13 protein-coding genes are annotated in these 26,907 nt (G+C 43.7%); 10 read left to right on the top strand and 3 right to left on the bottom strand.

Features of this window, described 5'->3' with window-relative positions; genetic code table 11:
• Positions 1-10: 10 nt before the first annotated feature.
• The 3 genes from H8B06_RS05120 to H8B06_RS05110 are packed head-to-tail and all read left to right on the top strand — an operon-like array spanning position 11 to position 5,084.
• Entirely contained in the window at positions 11-1,867 is a 1,857-nt protein-coding gene (locus H8B06_RS05120; protein ID WP_190993228.1) for a RagB/SusD family nutrient uptake outer membrane protein, read from the top strand.
• Positions 1,868-1,879: 12 nt separating this feature from the next.
• Positions 1,880-2,557, top strand: coding sequence for a DUF3823 domain-containing protein (locus tag H8B06_RS05115; RefSeq protein WP_190993227.1), 678 nt, complete (start codon positions 1,880-1,882; stop codon positions 2,555-2,557).
• A gap of 25 nt (positions 2,558-2,582) precedes the next feature.
• Complete coding sequence (locus H8B06_RS05110) at positions 2,583-5,084, top strand: sugar-binding domain-containing protein (protein WP_190993226.1); 2,502 nt, start codon at positions 2,583-2,585, stop codon at positions 5,082-5,084.
• Positions 5,085-5,142: 58 nt separating this feature from the next.
• On the opposite strand, the gene H8B06_RS05105 is transcribed toward H8B06_RS05110, so the two are convergent.
• Positions 5,143-7,104 carry a family 43 glycosylhydrolase gene (locus tag H8B06_RS05105; protein WP_223857485.1) on the bottom strand — a complete coding sequence of 654 codons (1,962 nt, stop codon included), beginning with the start codon at positions 7,102-7,104 and terminating at the stop codon, positions 5,143-5,145.
• Between the two features lie 25 nt (positions 7,105-7,129).
• Complete coding sequence (locus tag H8B06_RS05100; RefSeq protein ID WP_190993225.1) at positions 7,130-8,953, bottom strand: BNR repeat-containing protein; 1,824 nt, start codon at positions 8,951-8,953, stop codon at positions 7,130-7,132.
• 225 nt (positions 8,954-9,178) lie between these two features.
• On the opposite strand from H8B06_RS05100, the gene H8B06_RS05095 reads away from it, so the two are divergent.
• Together H8B06_RS05095 and H8B06_RS05090 are read left to right on the top strand one after the other, a co-directional pair.
• Entirely contained in the window at positions 9,179-10,243 is a 1,065-nt protein-coding gene (locus H8B06_RS05095; protein WP_223857484.1) for a glycoside hydrolase family 43 protein, read from the top strand.
• A gap of 934 nt (positions 10,244-11,177) precedes the next feature.
• Complete coding sequence (locus H8B06_RS05090; protein WP_190993224.1) at positions 11,178-11,810, top strand: hypothetical protein; 633 nt, start codon at positions 11,178-11,180, stop codon at positions 11,808-11,810.
• Positions 11,811-11,836: 26 nt separating this feature from the next.
• On the opposite strand, the gene H8B06_RS05085 is transcribed toward H8B06_RS05090, so the two are convergent.
• A complete protein-coding gene (locus H8B06_RS05085) occupies positions 11,837-15,925 on the bottom strand; it encodes a hybrid sensor histidine kinase/response regulator transcription factor (RefSeq protein ID WP_190993223.1) in 4,089 nt (1,362 codons plus the stop codon).
• Positions 15,926-16,110: 185 nt separating this feature from the next.
• Here H8B06_RS05085 and H8B06_RS05080 point away from each other — a divergent pair, with 185 nt between their 5' ends.
• The 5 genes from H8B06_RS05080 (at position 16,111) to H8B06_RS05060 (ending at position 26,898) form a co-directional block, all read left to right on the top strand.
• A complete protein-coding gene (locus tag H8B06_RS05080) occupies positions 16,111-17,121 on the top strand; it encodes a LamG domain-containing protein (RefSeq protein ID WP_190993222.1) in 1,011 nt (336 codons plus the stop codon).
• Positions 17,122-17,308: 187 nt separating this feature from the next.
• On the top strand, positions 17,309-20,377 hold the full coding sequence (locus H8B06_RS05075; RefSeq protein ID WP_190993221.1) for a SusC/RagA family TonB-linked outer membrane protein: 3,069 nt from the start codon (positions 17,309-17,311) through the stop codon (positions 20,375-20,377).
• 28 nt (positions 20,378-20,405) lie between these two features.
• Positions 20,406-22,142 (top strand): RagB/SusD family nutrient uptake outer membrane protein, encoded by a 1,737-nt coding sequence (locus H8B06_RS05070; RefSeq protein ID WP_190993220.1) that lies wholly within the window; start codon positions 20,406-20,408, stop codon positions 22,140-22,142.
• Positions 22,143-22,172: 30 nt separating this feature from the next.
• Positions 22,173-25,172 carry a SusC/RagA family TonB-linked outer membrane protein gene (locus H8B06_RS05065; RefSeq protein WP_190993219.1) on the top strand — a complete coding sequence of 1,000 codons (3,000 nt, stop codon included), beginning with the start codon at positions 22,173-22,175 and terminating at the stop codon, positions 25,170-25,172.
• Between the two features lie 49 nt (positions 25,173-25,221).
• Positions 25,222-26,898 carry a RagB/SusD family nutrient uptake outer membrane protein gene (locus tag H8B06_RS05060; RefSeq protein WP_223857483.1) on the top strand — a complete coding sequence of 559 codons (1,677 nt, stop codon included), beginning with the start codon at positions 25,222-25,224 and terminating at the stop codon, positions 26,896-26,898.
• Positions 26,899-26,907 lie beyond the last annotated feature (9 nt).

The following is a 26,907-nucleotide window of genomic DNA, read 5'->3' as shown; positions in this document are numbered from 1 at the left end:
CGTATAAGACATGAAAAATATATTTATTACAATATCTTTGATGACCCTGCTTCTCACAGCAGGTTGCAAACATGAGGATTGGTTGCATCGTGATCCAAAAGACATTATTACAGATGAACAATTATGGAACGACCCTGTATTGCTCACTTCTCTATTAGCCAACTATTATGATCGCCTTCCGCAATTACACGGTGTGTTCAATACAGGAGGCATGTCGGAGATCGACGATGCGATGTGGTCCGGTCACCGAGACCAAAACTGGCGAAATGATTTCCAATATGGGGATGATTACGGCCGCTATTGGGACTATGCACTAATCCGGGATATTAACCTTTCCTTGGAGAATATTGAGGAACATTCCGTAAGTATCGAACCGGAACAAAAGGAACTTTTCATAGCAGAACTGCGTTTTATACGAGCCTTCGTTTATTTTGAACTTGTAAAAAGAATGGGAGGCGTTCCCTTAGTTACCGAACAGTTGATTTACGACTTCGGAGGCGACCCTACTTATTTACAAATACCGCGTTCTAAAGAACATGAAATCTATGATTTTGTATTCGATGAATTAGAGGACATTAAGGATAATTTAGCCTTGAACAGTGGTAGCAGGACACGTGCTAACACCGTAACAGCTCTGGCCCTACAAAGTAGAGCTATGCTTTACGCCGGTTCTATTTCGAAATACAATGCGCTAATGGGCTCTCCAATATCCACTCCGGGCGGCGAGGTTGGCATTCCGGCATCGATGGCTAATGATTATTATACAAAATCACTTACTGCTTCAAAAGCAATCTTAAGCAATTCCACCTATAGTCTCTATGATGCCAACAGCGATAAAGGAGCAAATTTTTATGATATGCTCAATACCAAATCGACGACGGAGGTAATCTTCGCCAAAGATTTTAAACAAGGTGTAAAATCCCATTGGTTTACGTATGACAACATCGTAAAAAGTTTCACAGAAGACAACGAGTCGTCATCTACCTTGACACCGTCGTTAAGCTTCGTCGAAAGTTTCGATTATTTAGATGGCAGCAAAGGTTCCTTACGCATTAAAGACGGCTCGGGAGATTATATCCGTTACGAACATCCTGCAGATTTATTCGCAGACAAAGACCCTCGTTTAGCAGGAACCGTCGTATACCCCGGAGCAACGTTCAAAGGCCGTGAAGTAAGTATGCAGGCTGGTGTTGCTGTCTGGGAGAATGGACGCTACCAGTTCCGCACCTCCGCGCGCTTAGGTGATCAGTTTGAATATGACGACGGCGGCACAAAACGACAGGTATTATGGACCGGATTTGACGGTCCGTCTGACAATGCACAAGACGTTAGTAATACGGGATTTTACATCCGTAAGTTTGTGAGTGATGCTGCTGGTGCCAGTGCTAGAGGTATAGCCGCAGAAAATTGGTGGCCCTGGTTCCGTATGGGCGAAATCTACTTGAATGCGGCAGAAGCTGCTTTTGAACTGGGCGAGGCTAACGCTGTAGATTATATGAACACTTTACGGGAACGCGCTGGGTTTGAACCTAATAGCATACAACAACTGACTACGGATATCATCCGCAATGAGCGTCGGGTAGAACTCGCCTTTGAAGATCACCGCTTTTTCGATTTAAAAAGATGGCGGATTGCGCATCAGGTTTGGAACGGCTCAGAAAGTGGTCCAAATGCCGTCGTACGCGGATTGTATAGCTACCTTATCGTACGTCCCGGTCATCCAGATCATGGAAAGTACATTTTCGAGACGATCCGACCCGCACGGTTTCGTAGAGCGCGTCTTTTCCGCATGGCAAACTATTATTCGTCCATTGACCAAGCTGTGTTGAATAATAACCCGAAATTGGTTAGAAATCCATTTCATTAATTCTAGAAAGTCATGAAAATAAAAACATCCATTTTAATACTACTTACAGTAACAACCTGCATATTTACAGGTTGCGAATACGATAATTTTTCGGAACCCACGTCTACGCTAAGCGGTAGAGTCGTCTATAATGGCGAACCTGTCGGTGTCCGTACAAACGGCCCACAGCTTGAACTATGGGACGACGGACAGGAACTAAGTGCACAGTTTCCGATCCACATCGCACACGACGGCACTTTCTCTGCTGTTTTATTTGACGGCGAATACAAATTAGTACGCAAGGCCAATTCCCCTTGGCTTCCAGAATTGACGGATACCCTTGTCATTCAGGTAAACGGGCATACCGAAATAGACGTCCCGGTACAACCCTATTTTACAGTGAGCAATAGCAGTATCCAACAGAATGATGGCACGGTTACGGCGGACTTCACATTAAACAAAGTGGCAGAAACTGCGACTTTAGACAATGTAAATATCTACTTTGGCAAAAATATGCTAATCGATGATGTCCGCCATGACCATAAAACCTCGATACCTGCTGCCGACATTACGATAGACGGAACAAATAGTATAACGGCCGAGATTCCAGCGACCCTAAGTAGTCTAGGATACATTTTCATACGGATAGGTGTAAAATCCACTGCTTCCGGAGAACTGTATTATACGCAGGTTCAAAAAATTAATTTATAGCATCTGATACTTGATTTGATATAGCATGATAAAAACAAAGTCTTTATTACCCCTAGCTTTCGTTTGGTTACTCACAGGTGGAATACCATACGCCGTCTTCGCACAACCGGGCTTCGGCCAGGCAGAAAAAATAAATAATAACTGGCGTTTCCATCTTGGCGATACCGACCAAGCTATCGCACAGGATCAATTGGGTCGCTCATGGCGTTCTGTTCAACTGCCGCACGATTGGAGTGTGAAACAGCCCCTGAGTCCTACCTTGGCAAGTGCCACCGGATACCTACCCGGCGGTATTGGATGGTATAGAAAGACCATAAACTTTTCGCAGAAAGACAAGGGTAAAAAACTCTATATTTATTTTGAAGGCGTGTACAACCGCAGTGAAGTGTTTGTCAACGGACAATCGATTGGCAAACGTCCGAATGGATATATCTCGCTCAACTACGACATTACACCCTATATCAAATATGGCGAAGAAAACACTATAGCGGTCAAAGTAGACCACAGCCAAGACGCCGACTCCCGCTGGTATACCGGTTCAGGAATCTATCGAGATGTATGGTTGGTACGTGCTAACCCAATCCATATAGAGCAATGGGGTGTGTACGCCTATCCGGAAGTTAAAAACAACCGGGGAACACTGCACGTACAAACGGCTGTACAAAATGAAACAGGCCAAACAACATCGTTGTCTGTACTGACAGAACTTCTAGATCCCCAAGGTCAGGTCGTAGCAAAGAAAACCACAAAAACAACATTGGCGGCTGGTGGGCGTGAAGAGGTACAAACCTCACTGGACGTGAAAAACCCAAAATTGTGGAGCTTAGAAACGCCACATCAGTATACATTAAGGACCCGCGTTCTACAAGGAAAAGAGCAGATCGACGAATCAGAAGTCAAAACAGGCTTCCGTACCTTAACTTTTGATCCTAACAAAGGTTTTGCGCTTAACGGTGAATGGATGAAAATGAAAGGGGTCTGTATCCACCATGATTCGGGTGTGTTAGGTGCCGAAGCCTATCCGGAAGTTTGGCGTCGCCGTTTATTAGCTTTAAAAGAACTCGGCGTGAATGCTATCCGTACCAGTCATAACCCGCAAGCTCCTTCTTTATATGCGTTGTGCGATGAGCTTGGCCTCCTCGTCATGAACGAAGCATATGATGAATGGGAATTTCCTAAGAGAAAATGGTTGGAAGGCTGGAACGTAGGAACGCCAGGATTCCAAGGATCGTATGATTTCTTTGAAGAATGGGGCGAAAAAGATCTGGAAGACATGGTGAAACGCGACCGCAACCACATCTCCATCTTCGCCTGGAGTATCGGTAATGAGGTAGATTATCCTAACGATCCCTACTCCCACCCCGTGCTAGATGGTGGTGCCGAAAGTGGGTTTACACAAGCCATGTTTGGAGGATACAAAAAAGATGCTCCAGATGCAATGCGTCTGGGCGCTATTGCTAAACGTCTCGCAGCGGTCGTGCGCAAATTCGACAACCGCCCGATAACGGCTGGATTAGCAGGGGTAGCCATGTCTAATGAAACGGAGTATCCTAGTGCATTAGATATCGCCGGCTATAATTATACCGAAAGCTTTTACCATCGGGATCATGAGCGGTATCCCGCACGTGTTATTTACGGAAGTGAAAACCGCCACGACATGGGTGCGTGGAAAGCTGTACGTGACAACGAACATATCTTCGGGCAGTTTCTTTGGACAGGTATCGACTATCTTGGCGAATCCGGCCGCTGGCCATCTCGTGGGTTCTATTCCGGATTATTAGATTTTGCAGGTTTTGTGAAACCACGTGGGCATTTCCGTCAAGCGCTATGGGCAGACAAACCCGTGGCACACTTAGGCACATATCCGCTACAAGGTGGTGGTGCTGCGACCGATGTATGGTCTAGACTAGAAGCCGAACAAGGGCAACAAAAAGATCAGGCTCCATCCATGGATGCTTGGCCGACCTGGAATTATCAAGAAGGACAACAGATACGCGTGGTGTGCTACACCAACAGTGCACAAGCACGACTAGAACTCAACGGAAAAGTAGTTGGTGAAACCAAAGCCTACAACGATGAGCATGGAATTATTTACTGGGATATTCCATATACAGCTGGAAAACTGGAAGTGATCGGACTAGATGACAACAACCAAGAGGTAGTTCGTCAACATATTCAATCCAGTAAAAAGCCGCATGCTATCCAGATCATACCGTCGAATAGTACGTCCGTGCAAGCTCAGGGAGGTGTTGCACAAATCGAATTGCAGATTGTCGATGAGGATGGCCTACCGGTTATCTTGGCGGAGGATGAAATCACCTGCCAAGTTGCTGGAAAGGGTAGATTGCTAGGCATGGAAGCTGGTAATAACTCCGATATGGGTGATTACACAGACAATAAACAACGTGTATACCACGGTAAAATGATTGTATATGTACAAGCCAATGGGAATCCAGACGAAAAATTAGCTGTGCGGTTTACAGCTCCTTGGCTAGAAGCAGCCGATGTAGAGATTACGTTAAACTAATAAAGAAAAAAGCGCTGTAACAAAACAAAGCGCTTTTTTCTTTATTTATTTCTTTTCTTTATTGTACCCCTTCTGTGGTCATCACAATACGCTTGATTGTCCCGTCATCATCATGGTATAACCGATCGATGCATATCGAACGGCTATAGCTGCCTCCATCCGTATTAATACCGCCATTATGGTATATAAAATACCAATCTCCTTTAAATTGGACGATAGCCTGATGGTTCGTGTTGCTATTGCCAGCAATTTCATTGAGAATACCCTTATATTCATAGGGACCTTCGATATTGTCTGCCGTAGCATACGCAATTTTTTCGGGAAATTCCGTGGCATAGGTCAAATAATACTTGCCATTATAGGTATGGATCCATGGTGCCTCGGTAAAGCTAAAGCCATCAAATTGTACTTGTTTGATCTCGCCATCAATCTCGATCATATTATCTTTTAGCTTCGCATAATAACACTCTCTGTTTCCCCAAAAAATCCATGCTTGTCCATCGTCATCAATAAATACTGCCGGATCAATGCAAGCCCAGGAATGGGTCGATGCAAAACAGTCATCATTTGTCAACAGCGGCTTACCCAAAGCGTCTTTGAATGGCCCTTCGGGACGATCAGACACGGCGACGCCGATTCCCGACCAGTTCGTGCTGATATAACAATAATATTTGCCGTTACGTTTCACCATATCTGCCGCAAACGCATCACCACTTTTTGCCCAGGAAAAATCCGTTATTTTCATCGGCACTGGATATTCTGTCCAATTTTTCATATCGGTCGTAGAAAACACCAACCAGTCTTTCATCTTATATCCCCGCTGACCTCCCGCAAAATCATGCCCAGCATATAACCATAAGGTATCCCCTTGTACAAGAGCCGCAGGATCTGCCGTATAATGATGGGTAATAATCGGGTTGCCTTTTGCTTCGAAATGATAACGATCTCCTTTTTCGAGAGGCTGTAGCAATGCCGTCGGCACACCTCCCCATTTCGCATGTAGACGACGTGCTACCTGTTTCGTAATGCCAATGACGCTTCCATGACGCGGATGGAAATTCTTATTAAATGATTCTGTTTCCGTTGTAAAGTCAAACAAATCCGTACTCCGTTGGAATTCATACCGTCCGTCAGCATAAAGATCATACATCAAGATATATTCATCGCTATCATTCAGCTTGAAGACACTCGATCCTTCAACCACCATAGATGTATCCGCATAGGCATCCAAATAGATAAAATCCTCTTTCCAAGGCCCTTTCAACGATTTACTGGTTGCTTGTTGAATGCCATTTTTGAATTCTTTCCCTTCGGCGTCTTTGGTATTTCCTTTATAAAAGAAGTGGTAAAGCCCATCTTTGTAAATAATATCACCATCGATACCGCCAAACTTGGGGCTAAACAACAATGTAGGCTCTTTTTCAAATCCTGTAAAATCTTTATTCGCATACGCGCCATAAAAATCCAGTTTGGTATTGTCATGCAAGCGAACGGTAAAATATACGAGGTATTTTCCTACTTTTTTATCATAGAAAACCTGCGGTGCCCATACCCATTTCACATTCCCAAACTTTTTAGGGTATAATTTAGCCAGATCCAAAATACTATGCTTCCAATCGATCAGATCGTCCGATTTCATTAAGATAATACCCGGGTTGCTATCCCAACCGTCGCGCATCGTAAACATATCTGTCGCGACCATATAGAAACGATCATCCCCCTCTCTCCGATACAAATGTGGGTCACGTATACCCCCGGTTTGGGAGATATCGGAGGACGCCAGAATAGGTCTGTTTCCATTCAGGGCTGTCCAATTTGTTGCATCCGCACTAACAGCCAAGCGAAGTTGTTCCTGTTCGTCCCTTTCGCCCGAGCCTTCAAAATAAGCAAATAAGTACCCCTCAAATTTAGATTCCTGCGTTTGCGATTGCCCGTGTATATACGGCGGGTGGAACAATAAACAAAAGAAAAACAATGCGCCCAATAGGGTTTTTGATACTTGGTCTGAACTTTTCATCATATTTTGTCTGAATATATGTGTTAGATTAATGGAGGGCGATTATCTCCTGATTATTTAATACGCGATTATAAACGTGAATACCTTGAACCCAACTATTGAGGGATGTCCATTTAACAGCTGGTTGATTGATTTTCCCAATCACTATACATTGATCTAACAGACCATTGATATAGGTATACAAGATTCCTTTTTCATACGTTAAGATCAACTTGAAACGCTGTAGTTTTTCAGGAACATACCATTTTCCGCTTGTACCACGGTTATACTGTCTCCAACTATCTGCAGAGCCAAGTACATTCGTGCTAGGGTATATTGTTCCTTTAAACTCAACTTGTGGTTTCAAGCTATTGCTATCCAACCGATAAGACAAATCTCCAATCTGGAACAACGTGCCTTCATAATTTGTCGTATCGGTCACTACATCCAATGAAATGGTAAATCTTTTGCCAAGTTTGCCTTGAAAACCATTCTCCTTGCTAACGACTCCTTTGGCAAGATCAACAGCCGTGTTCATGCCTTCAAAGTCACTGTGAATCGCCGTTGGATAACCCGGACGCGACTTGCTTACAATCCAATCATAATAATCCCCATGCATCCAAGTCAGGCGCAGCGGTATCCCCAGACTTCCCTTGATCATATAAGGTCGTATATTATTCTTAGGTGAGTTGGAGGTAATCGCTTCCGTCGACAGGATATCACCGGCATCATCAAGGGTATATTTTATCAACTCATATACATATCCATGCGTACCATCCATTGGGACGGAACAATATATCTCATTTACCTTATCCGGATTAATTGCCATTCCGCCGCTATAACACATTTCTAAGTTTTCCGTCTGGTGAAAATGTCCGCCACCGTTTGCTAAAAACGTCTTTTCCCACGCTGCTCCTGTCCACCTCCCGTAATAATAATCGTGCGACTTTTTGTCTTCACTGATCCGCACAAAGGCAATGACCGGAGAGCCATCTTTATCAATGGCCACCTGCCAAACCCAATCACGCTGTTCTGGATTATCCACCACGGTGGCCGGAAACTCTTGTAGATATGCATCGGTTTTGTTGACACGAAAAGCCCCCTCTTCAATTTTCGCGAGTGCAGTACCCTGTACATCGTGCAATGTCAGGCTATTTATATCCACATAACTGAAATACAAAAAGTTTGGATTTTCATTATCTGGATGTCCTGTTGTATACGCGATATAAATTTTGTCTTTACCATTGGATACATATTTAGCATAAGGTCGGGAACCTGTAGATTGGACAATCTGACGTGGTTCACCTACAAAGGCTACATTGTCTGCTGCATCCGGTAAGGACAAACGAGCGATCGTCGGATGCCAGTTCAGCCCTCGCCAACAGAGATAAAAATGTTCCGGATCGTCTGCCAAGATAAAAGGTGACGGATAGGTTGTATTGTGATCTGTTTCCAGCCTTTTTTCTTCACCTAGTGTCGTGATATCACCTGGCTTTTGTGAAATCCGGTAATAAAAACAGCGTTCATCGGTGTGGCGGGAATAAAATACCATCACCCGGTCATCGGGTAACACTAAAAACGTAGGATTATTGTGATCGTCGGGCTGAAACCAAGAGCGTATCAATACCTCCACCTGTTCGTTTTTTACGAAGTCGTACTGCATCGCCTTGATGTTGCCGTGCACATCAATATAACCGATATATGTTTTTTGGATTTTCTTTTTGGGGTTTTCATGATGGATAGCTCTCGGATCGGCAAACCAACACCATGCTCCTTCGGGAGATACTTCATATCCTTGTCCGAAAACTGGAGCAGCAACATTCAAAAGATGCGCTAAAAGAAGTAAAACTATGTAGCATATTTTTTTGACCATATTATCCATGTCATTTGATTAAGTCTATAAATTTGGATATTGCTGCACAAAAATGTACAAATATGCCCGTTTTTGTGTCTGTAAATTGCCCAAATAGGTTTAAAATCCATTCATCCAAGCCAATGGCCATAGTGTGAAATAAAAATAAATGTTATTTTTACATTTGTCAAGTAAATTTCGTTTATTTAAGAAATTTTATTGTTACACCTAGATGTAAACCTTTATATGATGAACACAAATTCAATAAAAAGACAGACCTATCTTAGCCCCCTCTTGCTTTTATACTGTGTGGTTATCGGCGTCACACAAAGTAAAGCACAACAAGCTCCGACAGAAAAAGACATGAGTGCTTACCTCATGGTTTTTCATAACGACGACACCCATAGTTTACATATGGCGTTAAGCCATGACGGTTATACCTTTACCGCACTGAACGACGGCAACTCCATTATCGCGGGCGATACTATTGCCGACCAAAAAGGTATCCGGGATCCACATATTTACCGGGGCCCGGACGGAGCCTTTTATCTAGCCATGACCGATCTGCACATCTATGCTCAGCAAGCCGGATATCGCGATGCCGAATGGGAGCGCGAAGACTATGGCTGGGGAAACAACCGCGGGTTGGTCCTCATGAAGTCCCCCGATCTGATCCATTGGAAACGCGCAAACCTACGGTTAGACAACCAGGCTCCCTTCTTTCAGGATATCGGATGTGCATGGGCTCCCGAGATCACCTTCGATGAAGAAGTCGGAAAACTGATGATTTACTTTACCATGCGGCACCGCACAGATGCCGCAAAATTATATTACGCTTATGTCAATGATGATTTCGACCGTTTGGAATCCACCCCGCAGATACTATTTGAATATCCCGACGAAAAAATCACTGCATTGGATGCCGATATTACTAAAGTAGGCGACAAATACCGGATGTTCTACGTTTCGCATGATGGGGTCGCGGGTATTAAGCAAGCTGTATCGGATCGTGCAAACGGAGGTTACGTATTCGACCCTCGTTGGTATGATCCGGAACCTCAAGCCTGTGAAGCTCCTAACGTATGGAAACGCATTGGCGAAGAAAAATGGGTACTGATGTATGATTGCTACGGGCAATCGGTTCACAATTTTGGTTTCAGTGAAACAACAGATTTCGTAAACTTCCAAAATCTCGGACAGTTCAACCAAGGCGTTATGAAAACTACTAATTTTACCTCACTCAAGCATGGCGCGGTTATTCATCTCACCAAAGCGGAGGCTGATAAATTAATAGAAAAATGGGGATTATAAGCCCCAACTGTTTTATAGATTCAAACACTATTTGTGAGAATATTTCTTTGGTAAATCCATCATTAAGAACTAAAACAAAGTAGCCTTATAATAAGGTTACGTAACATTATTAAACATCTAACGACTTCTTAGCAAAAGGTGTTCACCTTTTGTCTTTTCCACCCCCCTTTCGGGCCGTTTCTTTGCGGGTTTTGTGCTTTCCGAACTGAGGCGAGCGGAAAGCTAACTGGTTTCTCGGCAGCTGCAAGTACATTTTTCGATTTACCATTCACTTTTACAAGACCACCGTTTTCTTCTCGTAGACGGGTATCCTACTTTTTCCTATACGTATATAAACGACACAAAAAATAAACACTTTCACGTTGTTCCCACTTTCTTTTTCAGTCGAACAGTTCCCGTTTTTGCTACCTCTCTTCCCTTTCTACTGATTTCCACTCACATTTTCCGAAAGAGCAATGGTTTTATTGCTAGACCTAAACGCTTTTTCGGTGAACCCATTCCCTTTTAGCTGGTTACTAGCTACTTTTTCCGAAAGAACAGTGGCTTTATTGCGAGACCTAGACACTTTTTCAGAAAACCATTCTACCTTTCTCAGATTACCATTTGCTTTTTATCGGAAAGCATTCCCTCCTCGCGGGAACTACGTAACATTATAATAATACTACGTATTCATACTTATCGTTCGGTTGCCTTAATCGAGCAAGTAGTTACGTTCTCCCAGAAAGGGATTGCCTCTAGGGAGAAACCATTCACTCTTCGCCAAAAAGCTATTGCTTCCATCGCAAAACCGTTCCCCCTAACACAAAATGTAAACAGGAATTTTGCTTAAGCAGTTACTTTTAGCTATATTTAACACGCCTCTCCGAATCAAGCAGTTTGTTTTCGGACGCAAGTAACAACCTACCGGACAAACCCAATCGATCAAAGAGAAAACATGAAATACCAACGTGCTAAATCAAGTTTCTTTCGCACAAAAGACGCCCATTTGGCCATCCAAGCAAAAGCAATCCTACACGGACTGGACGACGAAACCATTTTTCCATCCCCTATCCCTGCACTTCCAGAATTGAAAGCTGCAATAATAGATTATGAAAGCAAACTCCATAAAGCACTTAGCGGAAGTCTGTTGCAGCGCGAAGCAAAACGGGAAAGCAAGAAACGATTGGCAATCCTCCTGCAGCAACTGGCATTCTACGTTAACCGTATTGCAGATGGGGATCTTACGATACTGTACCGATCCGGCTTTCCCATATTCACAGGACGGAAAAAAGGGCTTAGTCCTGACACACCCGGCTTGCCTGTACTCAAAGACAGTATCCTCAGTGGCGAAGCTGTACTTTCGTTCCAACCGGTAGGACGCGACATGATCTACGAGTACAATCTCGCCGATCATATCGATAGCAGTACCAAAGAGCCCGCCTGGGGAGAGATGAGATACACCACGCGGTCGTTTAAGAATATCATCAAAGGCTATAGCGCCGGGCAGTGTATCTGGGTCCGTGTCCGCGCCCGTAACAAACATGGCGCTTCCGATTGGACAGAAAGTGTAAAGTGGATGATTAGGTGAGGTATCTGTAGATAAAGATCTTTGGTTCAGACACTTTTTTTAGGAATGTTCAACCGATGCTTTTGTTTTAGACTTTGGTGTTTTTTCCTGTATTCCGATGGGTTCATACCAAACAGCTTTGAAAACTGTGCTCTAAAATATTTAATATCATTGAAACCCGCTGAAAAAGCAACTTCGTTGATGGTGTATTCCGTGTCGATTAATTGCTTAGCGGTATGCCGCAAACGGACAAACCGTATAAATTCATTAGCTGATTTTCCTGAAATAGATTTTATGCGCTTGTAAACATAGGAGTGGCTCATACCAATTTCTTCGGCTAGCATTTTCACATTGAAATCTGGATCATCGAGATTTTGCTCTACGGTATCGATGGTTTTTTCTAAAAACTCCTTATACTCCGATGAAATTTTATAGTCGTTTTTTTGCAGCGTAATCTCCTTGTAGAAATAATCCTGTAGCCTATTTCTACTGCGTATAAGATTATTGACACGGGCAACCAAAATATCCTTGTTAAACGGCTTTGTGACATAGTCGTCGGCGCCAACTTCAATGCCTTTTAGCTTTACTTCTTGCGAGGCGCTGGCCGTCAGCAAAATAAACGGTATTCGCGATAAGAGTGGATTAGACTTAATCTTTTGGCATAGATCGATGCCAGAAACGCTTTCCATAACGACGTCACTAAGTATGATATCCGGCTCTTGTTTTTCTATATACAGCAACGCATTTTCCCCACTAGATGCCAGCGCGATGTTATACTCTTTTTTAAATAGATTCTCAAGGTAATGACGAATATCGGCATTGTCATCTACCACCAACATGGTCTTTTTCGTCGTTGTAACATCCGTCACGTTTTGGATTGCTTCTTTGTCGATATCTTCGTGAGTATTTACCTCGTCATACATTATCTTATTGTCTAGATCGTCCAAGACTTCTTCCATATATACCGAATGTTCAGCGACATCCTCGAATACAAAGAACTCTTGGAAACAATCTTCATTGGTCTGCAATGCCAAGGTAAAGCAGGTTCCCTGTGGTTTGTTCGGCTGATACGAAATAGAGCCTTTGTGGGCTTCAGCGAATTTTTTCACCAAGAATAATCCGATACCAAATCCATCTTTCTGCTTGGTTTGCGAACTATAGTCGCGTTGAAACATCTGGAATATACGATCTCCCCCCTGCTCACTGATCCCACAGCCGGTATCCTTAACATGAACAAGTACGCGGTCGTCGACTGTTTCTATCTTAATACTGACATTTCCGCGTTCAGCAGTATATTTAATGGCGTTGCTGATCAGGTTGAAAAGGCATATCTCCAGTTTTTCTTGATCGGCAAGGATTTCGCAGATTTCCATATCGGAATCCAAGTGGTAAGTTATTTTTTTAGAAGAAGCATGCTGTTTGAAGCACTGGTATACTTCATTGGTCAATTTAACCAGATCCAGTCGTACTAACCGCAGGTTATCAAAACCACTTTCGGTCTTTCTGAAAAGCAACAGTTTATTGATAAGTGTCAATAATCTTTTGGAATTGTTATAGATAGGCGTCAATTCACTTTTATTGATGTTGCCATCAGCAATAATTAGCATCTCCTTTAGTGGATTGGTGATAAGTGTCAGCGGGTTTCTGAACTCATGTGCAATATGCGTAAAAAAAGCCAGTTTCTTGTCTATGAGTTCTTTTTCCTGATTAGATTTCATTTTGACCAATTCGAGCTCATAATGCAGTTTCGTTTCGTGTCTGTCATACCGTATATATATAAACAACAATAGCAGGCCACTGGCAATATAGGCCATGTATGCCCAGCCGGACCTCCACCAGGGAGGGAGAACTTCTATGCGGACGACTTTTTCTTCGGTGTTCCAAACCCCATTGGCATTTGTTGATTTGATACGTAGTGTATACTGTCCTTCCCGTAAGCCCGAGTATAATGCCGTGCGCTGATTGTCGACATAATTCCAGTCGTTATCCCACCCTTCCAAAAAATAAGCATACTTGATCTTATCTGGAAAGGAATATTCTAAAGCTGCAAAACTGAAAGACAAGGTGGCGTCTTCGTAACCCATAGAAATTGCATTTAAATCGGTTAAACTGCCTATTGCGTCACTATACAGGTCGTAATGCTTATTGTTAACTTTAAAAGAGGTTAAAACGATCGGCGGATTGAGTGTATACTGTTCCAAGCTATCCGGATGAAAGACGTTAAATCCGCGTATACCGCCAAATAACATTTCTCCGGATGGAAGCTTTAGCGCAGCATTATAACTAAACTGATTGCTCTGTAATCCATCGGATTTATGATAATTATGGAATTTTTCATCGTGGACAGCAAACTTACTCAACCCCTTGTAAGTAGATAGCCATAAATTTCTTTGACTGTCCTCCAGTATCGTAAGGATGGTATTACTGGACAGCCCATCTTGTTCTGTAAAACGTTGATACTTATAAGTATTTTTGTCAAACTTTAATAGTCCTCCCCCCTCTGTTGCTATCCATAGTGTATTTCCGTCTCCTTTATGGATCTCGCGTACCGTGTGGCCGATATCGATCTCTTGTTTTTCTCCACTCTCAAGGTCAAACCGAGTGAGTGTAGACCAACTTCCAAACCAGAATATGCTACTGTTTTCCTCATAAATAGTCAACGCATCATATATTTTACCTTCCACAACCTCAAACGAATCCTTGGCAGGGCTGTAGATAAACACATCTCCTCGATTGAGTGTCGATGCCCAAATTCTCTCTTTACTATCTTTAAATAATTTCCATATGTTGCGTAATTCGTGACCGGTAGAAGGGGAAATACACTTGTATTGTTTGAAATTACCTGTGGCCACATCCAATCGATTAATACCTCCTCCGTGTGTGCCGACCCACACATCTCCGTCTGGATTCTGTAGTGTGGCGGTTACAAAATTATTGGACAGATTAGTTTTGCGATGTTCATACATTTTAAATGTATTTTGCTTCCTGTCCCAATGTAATAATCCTCCCCCATCGGTTCCGATCCATATTCCTCCTTGCTTATCCTGAGAGAAAGAAAGAACAAAGTTTTGTTGGCTATTGGTATTTTTACCAGGTGAGACCTGTACATGTTTGAACCCGCCCCATAACGTATCAACAATGTTTACCCCCCCTCTAAGAGTCCCAATCCATGTCCTGGATAGGTTATCTTGATATACGGTATAGACGGCCTGACTTTGTATATTGTCCATGATATTTTTCGACGGCACACTAACCGTATCGTTATCAATGTCCACTATGTATATCCCTCCGCCATCCGTAGTTATCCATATCTTGTTTGTTTTGTCCAGATAAATCCCTGTAATAAGAAGATTTTGAGGAAGTCCCTTTTCAACACTGTAATGTAGGTATATTCCCTTTTTTTGGTCATAGCGGTGTAGACCATTTTCAGCCGAAACCCATATATCGTTATCCCTAGAAATGACCATGTGTGTGCCTGATAATATATCTGAACTTTTAATTATCAAGATATTTTCTCGTTCATCATAGTAGCATAAGCCATGTTCATGAACGAACGCCCAAATAGAATGGTTTTGATCTACTGCAACATCTCTTACCGTATACCTTGTTATCTTTTTCTCCTGAGATAATAAAGGGATGGTCTCACCGATAGGCCTTCCATCTTTTACTTTTTTAATCTGCAGAAGTCCGGTATGCTCCGTACCTGCAAATAGTCGTTTGTCTTTCCAGTTCATAAATTTCGTAATACCGGAATTGATGGGGGTGTATTCTCCGTTATTTAGCCATTGTAGTTCCCTAAAAAAAAGTTGGTTTTTCGATAAATAAGCAGCTCCATTTTTCGTGGCTACCCATAATAGGCCCTCATGATCCTCTACGATGTCTGTTATCCTGTTGTCGGGCAAAGACTCCTTAGCCCCTAGATTATTTTTGTAAGATTTGAAGGTATAGCCATCGTACATATTTAACCCATCGTACGTGCCAAACCACATGAAACCGGTTTGATCCTGATATATCTTGGTCACATTATTATTAGATAGACCATGCTCAATGCCTAAATAATGTATAGGGTTTTCTTGGGCGGAGGCGGCTATATAATATAGCAATATAGAGATAACAAGGTTGATTTTCTTCCGCATACGAGGTATTATTGGTTTATAATAATTACATTATAAATGTATACAATTAATGTGAGGTATAAAAACAAAACCTTGCCATTGCTTTAAAAAAATACGGATTTGTCCCCCTATATATCAGAATATATCCCCTTTTGTAAACAGAATTTAGGTACAACTTTGTAGTGTTAATCAAAAACCTAATCAGTATGAGAAAACATTTTATTTTAATCACTTATGTAATGCTGATGCTATTCGCATATAGTTGTCGGCAATCTACGGAAGACGAATGGGAAGCATTGAAACTGCCTCAAATTACTTTAATAGATATCACTGAGCACCCGGAAATAGGGGTAATTGTCAAAGGACGCGTAGTAGGCGACAAAAGCATACATGGCTATGGCGTATGCTGGGGCAATCACCCCAACCTAACGTTGTTGGACAATAAGATGTTGGAAACATCACACTTAGACGATGGAGAGTTCGAGTTTGTTTTGACTACTTTGAACGACCATACACATTATTATATATCTGTATTTGCACAGAATGAAGAAGGAACCGCATTTAGTGATGCACATCGGATATTGACGCTGTCTGCACCAGGTATCCCTCCCGTTGTTTTTTTGGATTCGATGACTTTTGACTCGCCGGAAAGCTTTGATGCCCATTGGAATATGTATTATCCGTGGGGAATAGAGCATAATGGGTCTGCGAGAATGTATGACAGTCAGGTCGAGCTCCTCGAAGAGGGAGTATTGCGCATAAAAGCAGATGTTATCGATTGGTGGGAAGGCACTAGCGGACATGACCCTTGGTTAACCATCCGTTATCACGCAGGAGCCATACATTACAAACAGCATATCACCGTCACCGACGAATTTCCCGAATGGGAGATCAGTGGCGATTTTCAGGTGCCGACCGTAATTGGTACATGGCCGGCATTCTGGATTACAGGTGTTGAAAACTGGCCGCCAGAGAGTGATATTATGGAGTTTAAGGGCGATAATATCAACTGGCAGAATACCGTAACCGGACCAAATTGGACGGCGACATACTGGCAAAACGAACTTAGGGCTGTCGCCAATGCCGGAGGATGGCATAACTATAAAGTCATTATACGTAAGGTTTCGGATACGGACACGGAATTAGACTATTATATAGATAATGTGAAAACAGCGACACATTATGCTGATTTTGTGGATAAGCCTTTTTTTGGTTGATTATTAACCTACAGATGGAAAATTCTTGGGATCAGCTGGGACAAGGACCTGACTATGCAGAGATGCGTGCAAGAAATATATATGTAGCAGCGGTGCCAAAAAAGTAGACATATATACTTTTTGGAAGTGCTGACAGAAGATAAATTAAAATTATATATCTAATTATAAATGCAGTTAATAATAAATTATGGTATTGTCTAGAATTTTTTCAGTATTTGGCTGTCTCGTTATAGGCTTGTGCTTTGCTGGACAGGTGTATGCGCAGACAGGCGTAGATGGTCGTGTAACGACAACGCAAGGAGAGCCTTTACCAGGTGTGAGCATAATTGTCCAGGGAACGTCTAACGGTGTTACCACGGATACCGAAGGTTATTATCGGTTGGACAACGTCTCCGAAAGCGCGATTTTAGTATTTCGATATATCGGATATCTGAGTATAGAACGTCCTTTGCAAGGGCGAATCACGTTGAATGTACAGCTCGAACAAGACCCGTCCACACTGGACGAGGTTGTCGTAGTGGGATTTGGTACACAAAAGAAAGCTACGCTTACGGGAGCAATATCCACGGTGGAAGGAAAAGAACTGGTACAGTCGCCCGTTGCCAATATCAGTAACTCGTTGGTCGGTCGTTTACCTGGGTTGGTGGCATTACAACCTAGTGGCGAACCCGGATTTGACCAATCCCGCTTAAAGATTCGCGGTATCGGGACGCTGAACGAAGGGTCTGAATCCGACCCCTTGGTGTTGGTAGACGGCGTGCCCCGTAACTTTAACGAAATAGACCCAAATGAAGTCGAAAACATCAGTATTTTGAAAGATGCTTCCGCCACAGCCGTATTCGGTGTACGAGGGGCAAATGGTGTGATATTAATTACGACCAAATCAGGTAAATCGGGAAAACCGCAGATCAGCTATACGGCCAATGTAGGTCTGCAATCGCCGAATAGCTTACCCCAGATGCTGGATAGCTATCAATATGCCATGCTACACAATGAAGCCGAACGCAACATGGGTAGGGATCAGGTTTTCTTTTCCGAGCAAGATCTGGAAGCATATCGGACGGGTTCAGATCCTATATTCCGTCCCAGCACCAATTGGTATGATCAAGTCCTTCAAGAAACTTCCGCTCAGCAACAACATAACTTTAATATCCACGGAGGGTCTCAAGATACCCGGTATTTTGTGTCGGCAGGATATTTTTCGCAAAACGGAGCATATAAAGTCAACGAAATACAACGTGATTTCTCTGCTAACCCCAAATACAAACGTTATAATTTTAGGTCAAACTTTGATATAGACTTCAACGATAATTTTTCAACCTCATTAAAGTTGGCTGGACAAGTTGCGGATATGAACTTTCCAGGCCAGAGTGCAGGAGAGATCTTTTTCCGTATGCTACGGGCAAATCCATTGATGAACCCGGGCATTGTCGACGGACGTATCATCGACAATGTAGAGGGGTTGCCTTCTAATATCAATAACCCGCTCAGCTTTATCACATCCAGTGGTTTTCGGCGGAATTTCAATAGTACACTGAATGCGAATATCGGGCTTACCCATAAACTCGGGTTTATAACAGAAGGTCTCTCTGCTCGGGGGATGTTGGCATACGACCATTATTATCAGCATTGGGTAGCGCGGAATAAATGGACGGCTACCTATAATATTGTCAGAAATCCGCAAGATATTAACGAGCCGGTATTTATCCGCAACGGTGAGGATACACCGTTCTCTTTCAACGAAGGGTATGGCCGAAACCGTAAGATATATACCGAACTCGCTGTGGACTATGCTAGGACGTTCGGAGATCACAATATCGGTGGGCTCTTGTTGTACATGCGTGAGAAAAGTCATAACCCAGGTTACGCATACGCGGTTCCTATGGGATACATCGGTACGGTAGGGCGCGTAACATACGACTATGCCCAAAGATACCTGGCCGAGTTTAATATGGGTTACAATGGCTCTGAGAATTTTCCGGAAGGCAATCGGTTTGGTTTCTTCCCTTCATTTTCATTGGGGTGGGTATTGACAGAAGAGCCGTTCATGAGCAATCAAAAATGGCTGAGTTTTATGAAAATTCGTGGTTCTTATGGCGAAGTCGGCAATGATAAAATCGGCGGAGAGCGCTTTTTGTACCTACCGGATGTCTTCAACTACGGAGGCGGCTATAATTTTGGCGATGTCAACGCCGGAAATTTCCAATGGTACGGAGGGTCGCAGGAAGGTAAAGTCGGAAACCCAAATGTTACCTGGGAACGTGCACAAAAAACCAACATCGGACTGGAGTTCAATCTCTTTGATAACAAAATCGGTTTCGTGGGCGATTTATTCTGGGAAAAAAGGGACAATATCCTTTCCTATCTCGGCACGGTGCCCGCTTTGGTACAAGCGCCCTTGCCCCCGGCAAACATAAGCTCTGTAGAGAACAGAGGCTTCGAAGTGGAGGCAAAGTTTAATCATCATTTCGGCGATTTCAACTATTGGTTTCGGGCAAACTATACATTTGCTCGTAATGAAATACGATATATGGACGAGCCGAATAGGCCTTATGACTATATGCGGCGTACAGGGCGTCCTGTTGGTCAGTTTTTCGGTTTGGAGAGTAGTGGGTTTTATAATACGACACAGGAAATTGAGGATAGTGGAATCACGTCTTGGGCGTGGGGCTCACCACAACCCGGTGACATTCGCTATATCGATCAAAATGGTGATGGGGAGATTAACGAGTATGATATTAGGTCGATTGGTTATTCCACGTTTCCACAAGGCGTATATGGTATTTCTGTTGGTTTTGATTACAAAGGTTTTGATTTCTCTGTACTGTTCCAAGGAGCAGAAAGAGCATCCTTTTATCTGAATGAAATGGCGGCCTGGCCCTTTGATACCGATTGGGGGAGTGCACAGGAAATCCATTTGGAACGCTGGACAGAAGAGCGCTATACCAATGGAGAGGCTATTACCTTTCCACGGTTAGAGCTTTCCCCGAATTCGGGAAAGCATAATTATACGCAGTCTGATTTTTGGTTAAAAGAAGGGCGTTATCTGCGTTTGAAAAATGCTGAGATTGCTTATCGTTTTACAGGAAGCTTTCTCTCTAAAGTAGGCGCACGGCAACTGCGTGTTTTTGCTAATGGAAATAACCTGTTGACGTGGAGCAATATTAAAAATTTCGATCCTGAAGCTCCTTCTGGTCGAGGGCAGTTCTATCCACAGATGAGGGTTTACAATTTTGGTGTCAACATACAGTTTTAACGATACAATAATTAAAAACAAGATGGAGATGATACAATATATAAGGACATTTACATTGCTGAGTTTAGCTGCATGCCTGCTCATTTTGGCTTCGTGCAGTAAAGATTTTTTAGGGAAACCGGACAGCAGTGACGTTACGATAGATACTATATTCTCGGAAAGGATAAAAGCAGAAACCTTTCTCTGGGAAACCTATGGCAGTTCGATTTCAGGTGGATTACCGAGAGATTGGGGTCGGTGGGAAGGCGTAGGTGCCTCTATGTTGATGGCGGCCTGTGATGAAGGGGATGTTTATGACGATTGGCCAGAATCGAATTTGTTTAATACGGGCGTGTGGGGACCACAACGTGTACCGGAAGACGGTTTTGGACACCATTATAAGGGGATCCGCAATGCAAATATATTTATTGAAAATATAGAAAGAGTACCCGATATATCGGATACCGAACGAGCACAAATGCGTGCAGAGGCCGTTTTCCTAAGAGCTTTAAAACACGCCGAACTGCTTAAAAGATACGGGGGTATTCCTATTGTAGATCATGTGCTACTGGCCGATGGCGAGGTGCAATTACCTCGGAACAGCTATGCGGAGTGTGTGGACTTTATTGTGCAGAGCTGTGATGAGGCCGCTACTGTTCTACCGGATACGTATCCGTCCGCATTTCTGGGCAGGATTACTAAAGGAGCAGCATTGGCTTTAAAATCGAGAGTGTTATTATTTGCCGCCAGCCCGTTGGCCAATAGCCCAACACCTTATAACACCCAAGACCGAGAGTTTACTGGCTATACTGATTATAACCCGGAGCGTTGGCGAGCCGCGGCAGATGCCGCCAAGGCCGTATTAGATTGGGCAGCAGGAGCCGGAAATATTCGTCTTATCGTCGATGCTCAAAACCCGGGGAACGCCTACGAAACTGCTGTCTCACAACCTGATAATGCAGAAATAATACTCGCGGATAAATCGGTAGACTGGTGGGGAGACTGGTGGCCCATGACATTTCAATTTGTGATGCCTCGAGGTGTGTACAACGGATGGTATGGCCATGGGGTTACGCTACAACATGCCCAAAAGTACTATACTGTGGCCGGAAACGACCAAGATTGGCCAAACGAAGGCTCCTATGCGGAGTTCTTGGATAAAATGGGTGAAATGGAACCTCGTTTTCAGCGTTCTGTATTCTATTCGGGTTCGTCATTCAATGATCAATATGGTGTTAGGGAGTTTTATAGGAGGAACAATGGTGCTTGGACGGAACACGCCCCCGTAAACGGCGTAGGATATATGAAAAAATTTCTAGCACGATTCAATTGGGGAGGAGGCCGGTTCAATTGGCCGATCTTTAGATTGGCCGAGTTCTACCTCAACTATGCAGAAGCACTTAATGAAGTCAGCCCGATGGATAACCAAAGCTTCACGGCACTTAATGCGATCAGAAATAGAGCGGGTATCCCGGAAGCAAACAACGGCGATCAACGATACAATTCGCAGGAAAAATTAAGGGAAGCAATCAGACGCGAAAGAGCGATCGAATTGGCTTTTGAGGAACATAGGTTTTGGGACGTTCGACGGTGGATGATTGCATCTAATGAAGGTGTGATGCGCGGCGCCATGTACGGTCTCAACCTATATCAACAGGGCGATGGATCGATTGTTTACCGCAAAGAGGTATTTGAAAACCGGGTATGGGAGGATCGGATGTACGTATACCCCATCCCTCAGACCGAGTATGACAAAGGATATATTTCGCAAACCCCAGGGTGGTAAACTTCCCGCCTAAGTAAAAAAGAAAAGAATATGAAACATATATTAATGACAATCCTGCTGCTCTCATGTCTGTTTTCGCATGATGCCTCTGCGCAGGAATTGATTAAGGGAAGGGTGGTCGATCAGTTTGGATATGGTCTAGCTTTCGTTGATATTTACGACTTGAATGATGAAATTGTGACCCAGACGGACGAAAGTGGCGGTTTCTCCATTACCGATGTACATACCGATGTATTGGTCTTTCGTTTGGAAGGATATCTTCCGATCCGTGAAAAGATCGACCGTGGTCAAGGTGATATGACCTTGGAAATGGTGCAGGATATCCGTACAGCAGATATTAACGTCGCGTTTACCAAACAGCAGGCATTAGGCTCCACGGCGGCGATATCATCCGTCAGTTCGGCCGATATGAACAAAACTTTCGTGCCTAATCTAGCGAACACGTTGTTCGGGAGATTGCCTGGTTTAACGGTCATGCAAGGGAGTGGCGAACCCGGATATGATAGCCCTAATATGCTTATCCGAGGTCAAGGAACTTATCAGGACAACGGTTTCTTAGTCTTTGTTGACGGATTGGAAACCTCTTTTGAACATTTGTCCGTGCACGAAGTACAGTCTGTTTCCGTCTTAAAGGATGCGGCGGCGTTGTCGCAGTTTGGTATACGGGGTGCAAATGGGGCTTTATGGGTAACGACCAAGCGTGGAGAAGTTGGGAAAACCCGTATTACGCTCGACGCACGGAATGGGTGGCAAAGCCCTGTTGCCTTGCCTAGCTTTGTCGGATCTTTCGACTATGCCAGCCTTTATAACGAAGCTCTCCAAAACGATGGGCTATCGCCCCGCTATACAGATCAGGATTTAGAAGCCTATCGTACTGGTAGCGACCCGTATTTATATCCTGATGTAAACTGGTATGATGAGGTGCTACGCAAAAGCGCGCCGCAACGAGATATCAATTTGACGTTTTCAGGCGGTGGAAATACGGCAAGATACTTTGTCTTGCTTGGATACAATCGGACAGAAGGACTATATGATAATACCGACTCCAAGCGTATAGAAAATTCAAATGCTGATTTTCAACGCTATAATTTTAGGGCAAACGTGGATATGCAATTGAGCCAATATGTCACAGCCTCCATGGATTTAGGGGGACGGGTGGAAGATCGGGCGTTCCCTAATTTCAATGGCGGTGACTTGTGGAATAACATGGCGCGTTTTCCGGCCAATGCTTACCCCGTGCGCAACCCGAATAATAGTTGGGGAGGAAATGCACTGTTTTTTGATAATCCAGTGGCCTCTGTGCTGGATAGAGGGCTGAACACCACTACAGACCGTAACCTGTTGGCCAATCTGCAGCTGGTCGAAAAGCTGGATTTTATCACAGAAGGACTAAGTCTACGTCAAGCGGTTGCTTTCAATAACTGGCATAGAGGGCATTACGATAAAACCAGAAATATCGCTGTCTATGAAATAACTGGAAAAACAAACGGTACAGCTGGAGAAGAATATACCTATCGGCAACACGGTACAAGAACAGACCTTGCCGTGAACCAAGGTGGGAATAACCAATGGAACCGGACAAATTTGCAGTTTTCGGCACACTACGACCGTTCTTTTGGGCTAAATGCCTTATCTGCTCAGGTGATGTATTACCAGGATCTGTATCAGACCAGTGGAAATAATGTTCCCTATGCCACACAAAATATAATGGGGCGAGTTCATTATGGGTATAATGATACCTACTTCGCGGAGCTCGGCTTTTCGTATAGTGGTTCAGAAAGGTTTCCTCCGGGAAAAAGATTCGGTTTTTTCCCCAGCTTGTCCACAGCCTGGATTGTGAGCAATGAAAGTTTCTTGAAGGATAACCAGACGATTAATTTCCTTAAAGCCCGGGCATCTGTTGGCCTACTTGGAAATGACCGTCTGATAGGGCAACGTTTTGCTTATCGACAGGACTACTATTATGATGGGAGTTACCATTTCGGACCGGATTATAACGGATTCGGAACAGTTGTCGAAGGGGTTGCCGGAAACCCAAATATCTCTTGGGAGAAGTCGTTACAGACCAATATAGGTGTTGAAGCTACGCTTTTCCATAAACTGAACATCTCTTTGGATGCGTTTTATGAAAACCGTTGGGATATCCTCGCCTCGGGAGATGCTACAGTTCCGGGATATGTCGGCATATCGTCAGGTTACTTTAACTATGGAAAGGTAAAGAACATAGGAGGTGAAGCCGTACTGACCTTTAGTGATAAAATTGGTGACCTTACCTATCAGGTCGGCGGAAGCGTATTCTACACCAGAAATAAGATATTGGAAATGAATGAAGTTGTCCGAGCAGAAAGTTATCTATACCAAACCGGCCAGCAGGTTGGCCAGCCATTTGGGTTGCAGGCAGTGGGATTTTGGCAAACCGGAGACTTTGATGCTTCTGGTAATGTATTGAACGGGCTTCCTGTATCTACCTTTTCTCGCGTACAACCGGGAGATATACGCTATGTAGACCAAAACAATGACGGCTTAATCAATGAGAACGATTTTGTACCTATCGGGCATAGTAATAATCCTTCTTTGACGTATACCTTTAATATTGGAGCGGCATACAAAGGTTTTGATGTCAGTGCATTTCTGCATGGTATCGGCGAACGGAGCATTTTTATGAACGGCACATACTTCTTCGCCTTGCAGAACGACAACAATATTCCGTCCATCGCCATGAACCGTTGGACTGTCGAAAATGCTGCAAATGCAGATTATCCACGGCTGAGTACATTGCCGAACGATAATAATTATAATACATCTACTTTTTGGATGCGTAGCGGATCGGCTATCCGGTTAAGAAATGTAGAATTGGGCTATACATTACCGGGTCGGCTTCAAGACCAGGCCCGCCTAAAAGATTTCCGGATCTATGTCAATGGTGTAAATCTTTGGACATCAGCTCCTATTAACGGGTTTGATCCCGAATATATTGGAGGATATCCACCGCTGAAATCTTACAATATCGGGCTGACGGCGAGGTTCTAATAAAATTTGAATATAAAAAGATTTTTCGATCATGATTATCGTAAATAATATGAAAAGACTGTTTTTATTACTCATAGCAACGGGATTATTAGTCTCTTGTGAAAAAAGCTTTTTGGACAGGAGGATAGATACCAATTACTCGCTAGAGCAGGTATTTAATTCGGTCGGCACGATGCGGGATTTTGGACTAGGAGTTTATACGCAACTTCCAGAGGGATTTGATAGAATCGATGGAGCGTTACTGGCTGCAGCTTCGGACGAGGCCGTACATGCGTGGCCCGGTTCAAACATACAACGCCTTGTCAACGGCAGTTGGGGAGAGTTTTACAATCCGGACGACCAATGGGGACGTAATTATGCAGGTATCCGAAAAGCAACGATTTTTTTGGAGAACTCGATAGATTATCGCCAAATCCTCTTCCGGGACACTATAACCGAAGCCGGGCGGAATAACTATATCAATGATGTAAACGACATCGGTTGGCTTCGTGCCGAAACCCAGGTGTTACGTGCGTTTTTTTATTTTGAACTGATCAAGCGATATGGAGGCGTACCTATTATTGAAGAGGTGTTGGATCCTCAGGACGCACCCTTATTGCCGCGTAATACTTTTGACGAATGTGTTTCTTACATCACTAAAGAGATAGATGCGGCGGCACCGCGTTTGCGAAGCACCTGGAAAGGATTTCAGTCCGATAGGTATTTGGGCCGGCTGACTACGGGTGCGGCATTGGCTTTGAAGGCCCGTGTGCTTCTGTATGCTGCCAGTCCGCAGCATAATACCACGGCAGACCCCGCGAAGTGGGAAGCTGCTGCGGAAGCAGCACACGAGGTTATTTCCTTGAACCAATATCAATTGGCCACGAATTACGGCGAGTTATTTAGGGCTGTAGACAACAGTGAAATTATCTTTGAAAGAAGGTATCCTGCTACGAACAGTTTGGAGAGGGCAAGTTACCCAGTTGGTTTTGATGGTGCGCAAGGCGGAACAAATCCTTCCCAAAACCTAGTTGATGCCTACGAAACGGTCAATGGGCTGTCTATTCAGCAAGATACAGACTTTGATCCGCAGAAACCTTATGAAAATAGAGACCCACGGTTGCAGATGTCAATCATCGTCAATGGATCTGGATACAAAGGGCGGACAGTGGAGCTATGGTCGGGGGGAATCGATGGGCGTGGTCGACCTAGGACAACTGAAACCGGATATTATATGAAGAAGTTCGTCGATGAAGGGCTTGATCTGGTCTTGAACCGTACAAGCACGCATAACTGGATATATTTTCGCTACGCAGAGGTGCTGTTAAACTATGCAGAAGCAGTCAATGAGGTATATGGACCCGATGTTGTTCCTGCGGGACTTACGCTTTCTGCTCAAGAGGCCGTTAATCAAGTTCGGGATAGAAACGGGGTACAGATGCCTGAAATAAATGTTTCGGAAAAAGAAGCATTCCGTTTGCGTATCCAAAACGAGCGTCGAGTAGAACTCGCATTCGAAGAACATCGGTTTTGGGACGTACGCCGTTGGCAGATTGCCGAGCAAGCATTAGGCCAATCCATACGAGGTGTGCAAATTAATCGGAACACAGACGGATCCTTTACCTATATATATCCGACACAAGCTGTACAAATGCGGGTGTATGATAGAAAAATGGATCTATACCCCATTCCAAGGGTTGAGGTAGACAAATCAGAAGGTATAATTTCTCAAAATACAGGGTGGTAAATATTATTT

Source organism: Sphingobacterium micropteri, assembly GCF_014692515.1.
GTDB lineage: Bacteria > Bacteroidota > Bacteroidia > Sphingobacteriales > Sphingobacteriaceae > Sphingobacterium > Sphingobacterium micropteri.
The sequence above is the reverse complement of the archived record's forward strand: the minus strand, read 5'-3'. Positions and strand labels throughout refer to the sequence as shown.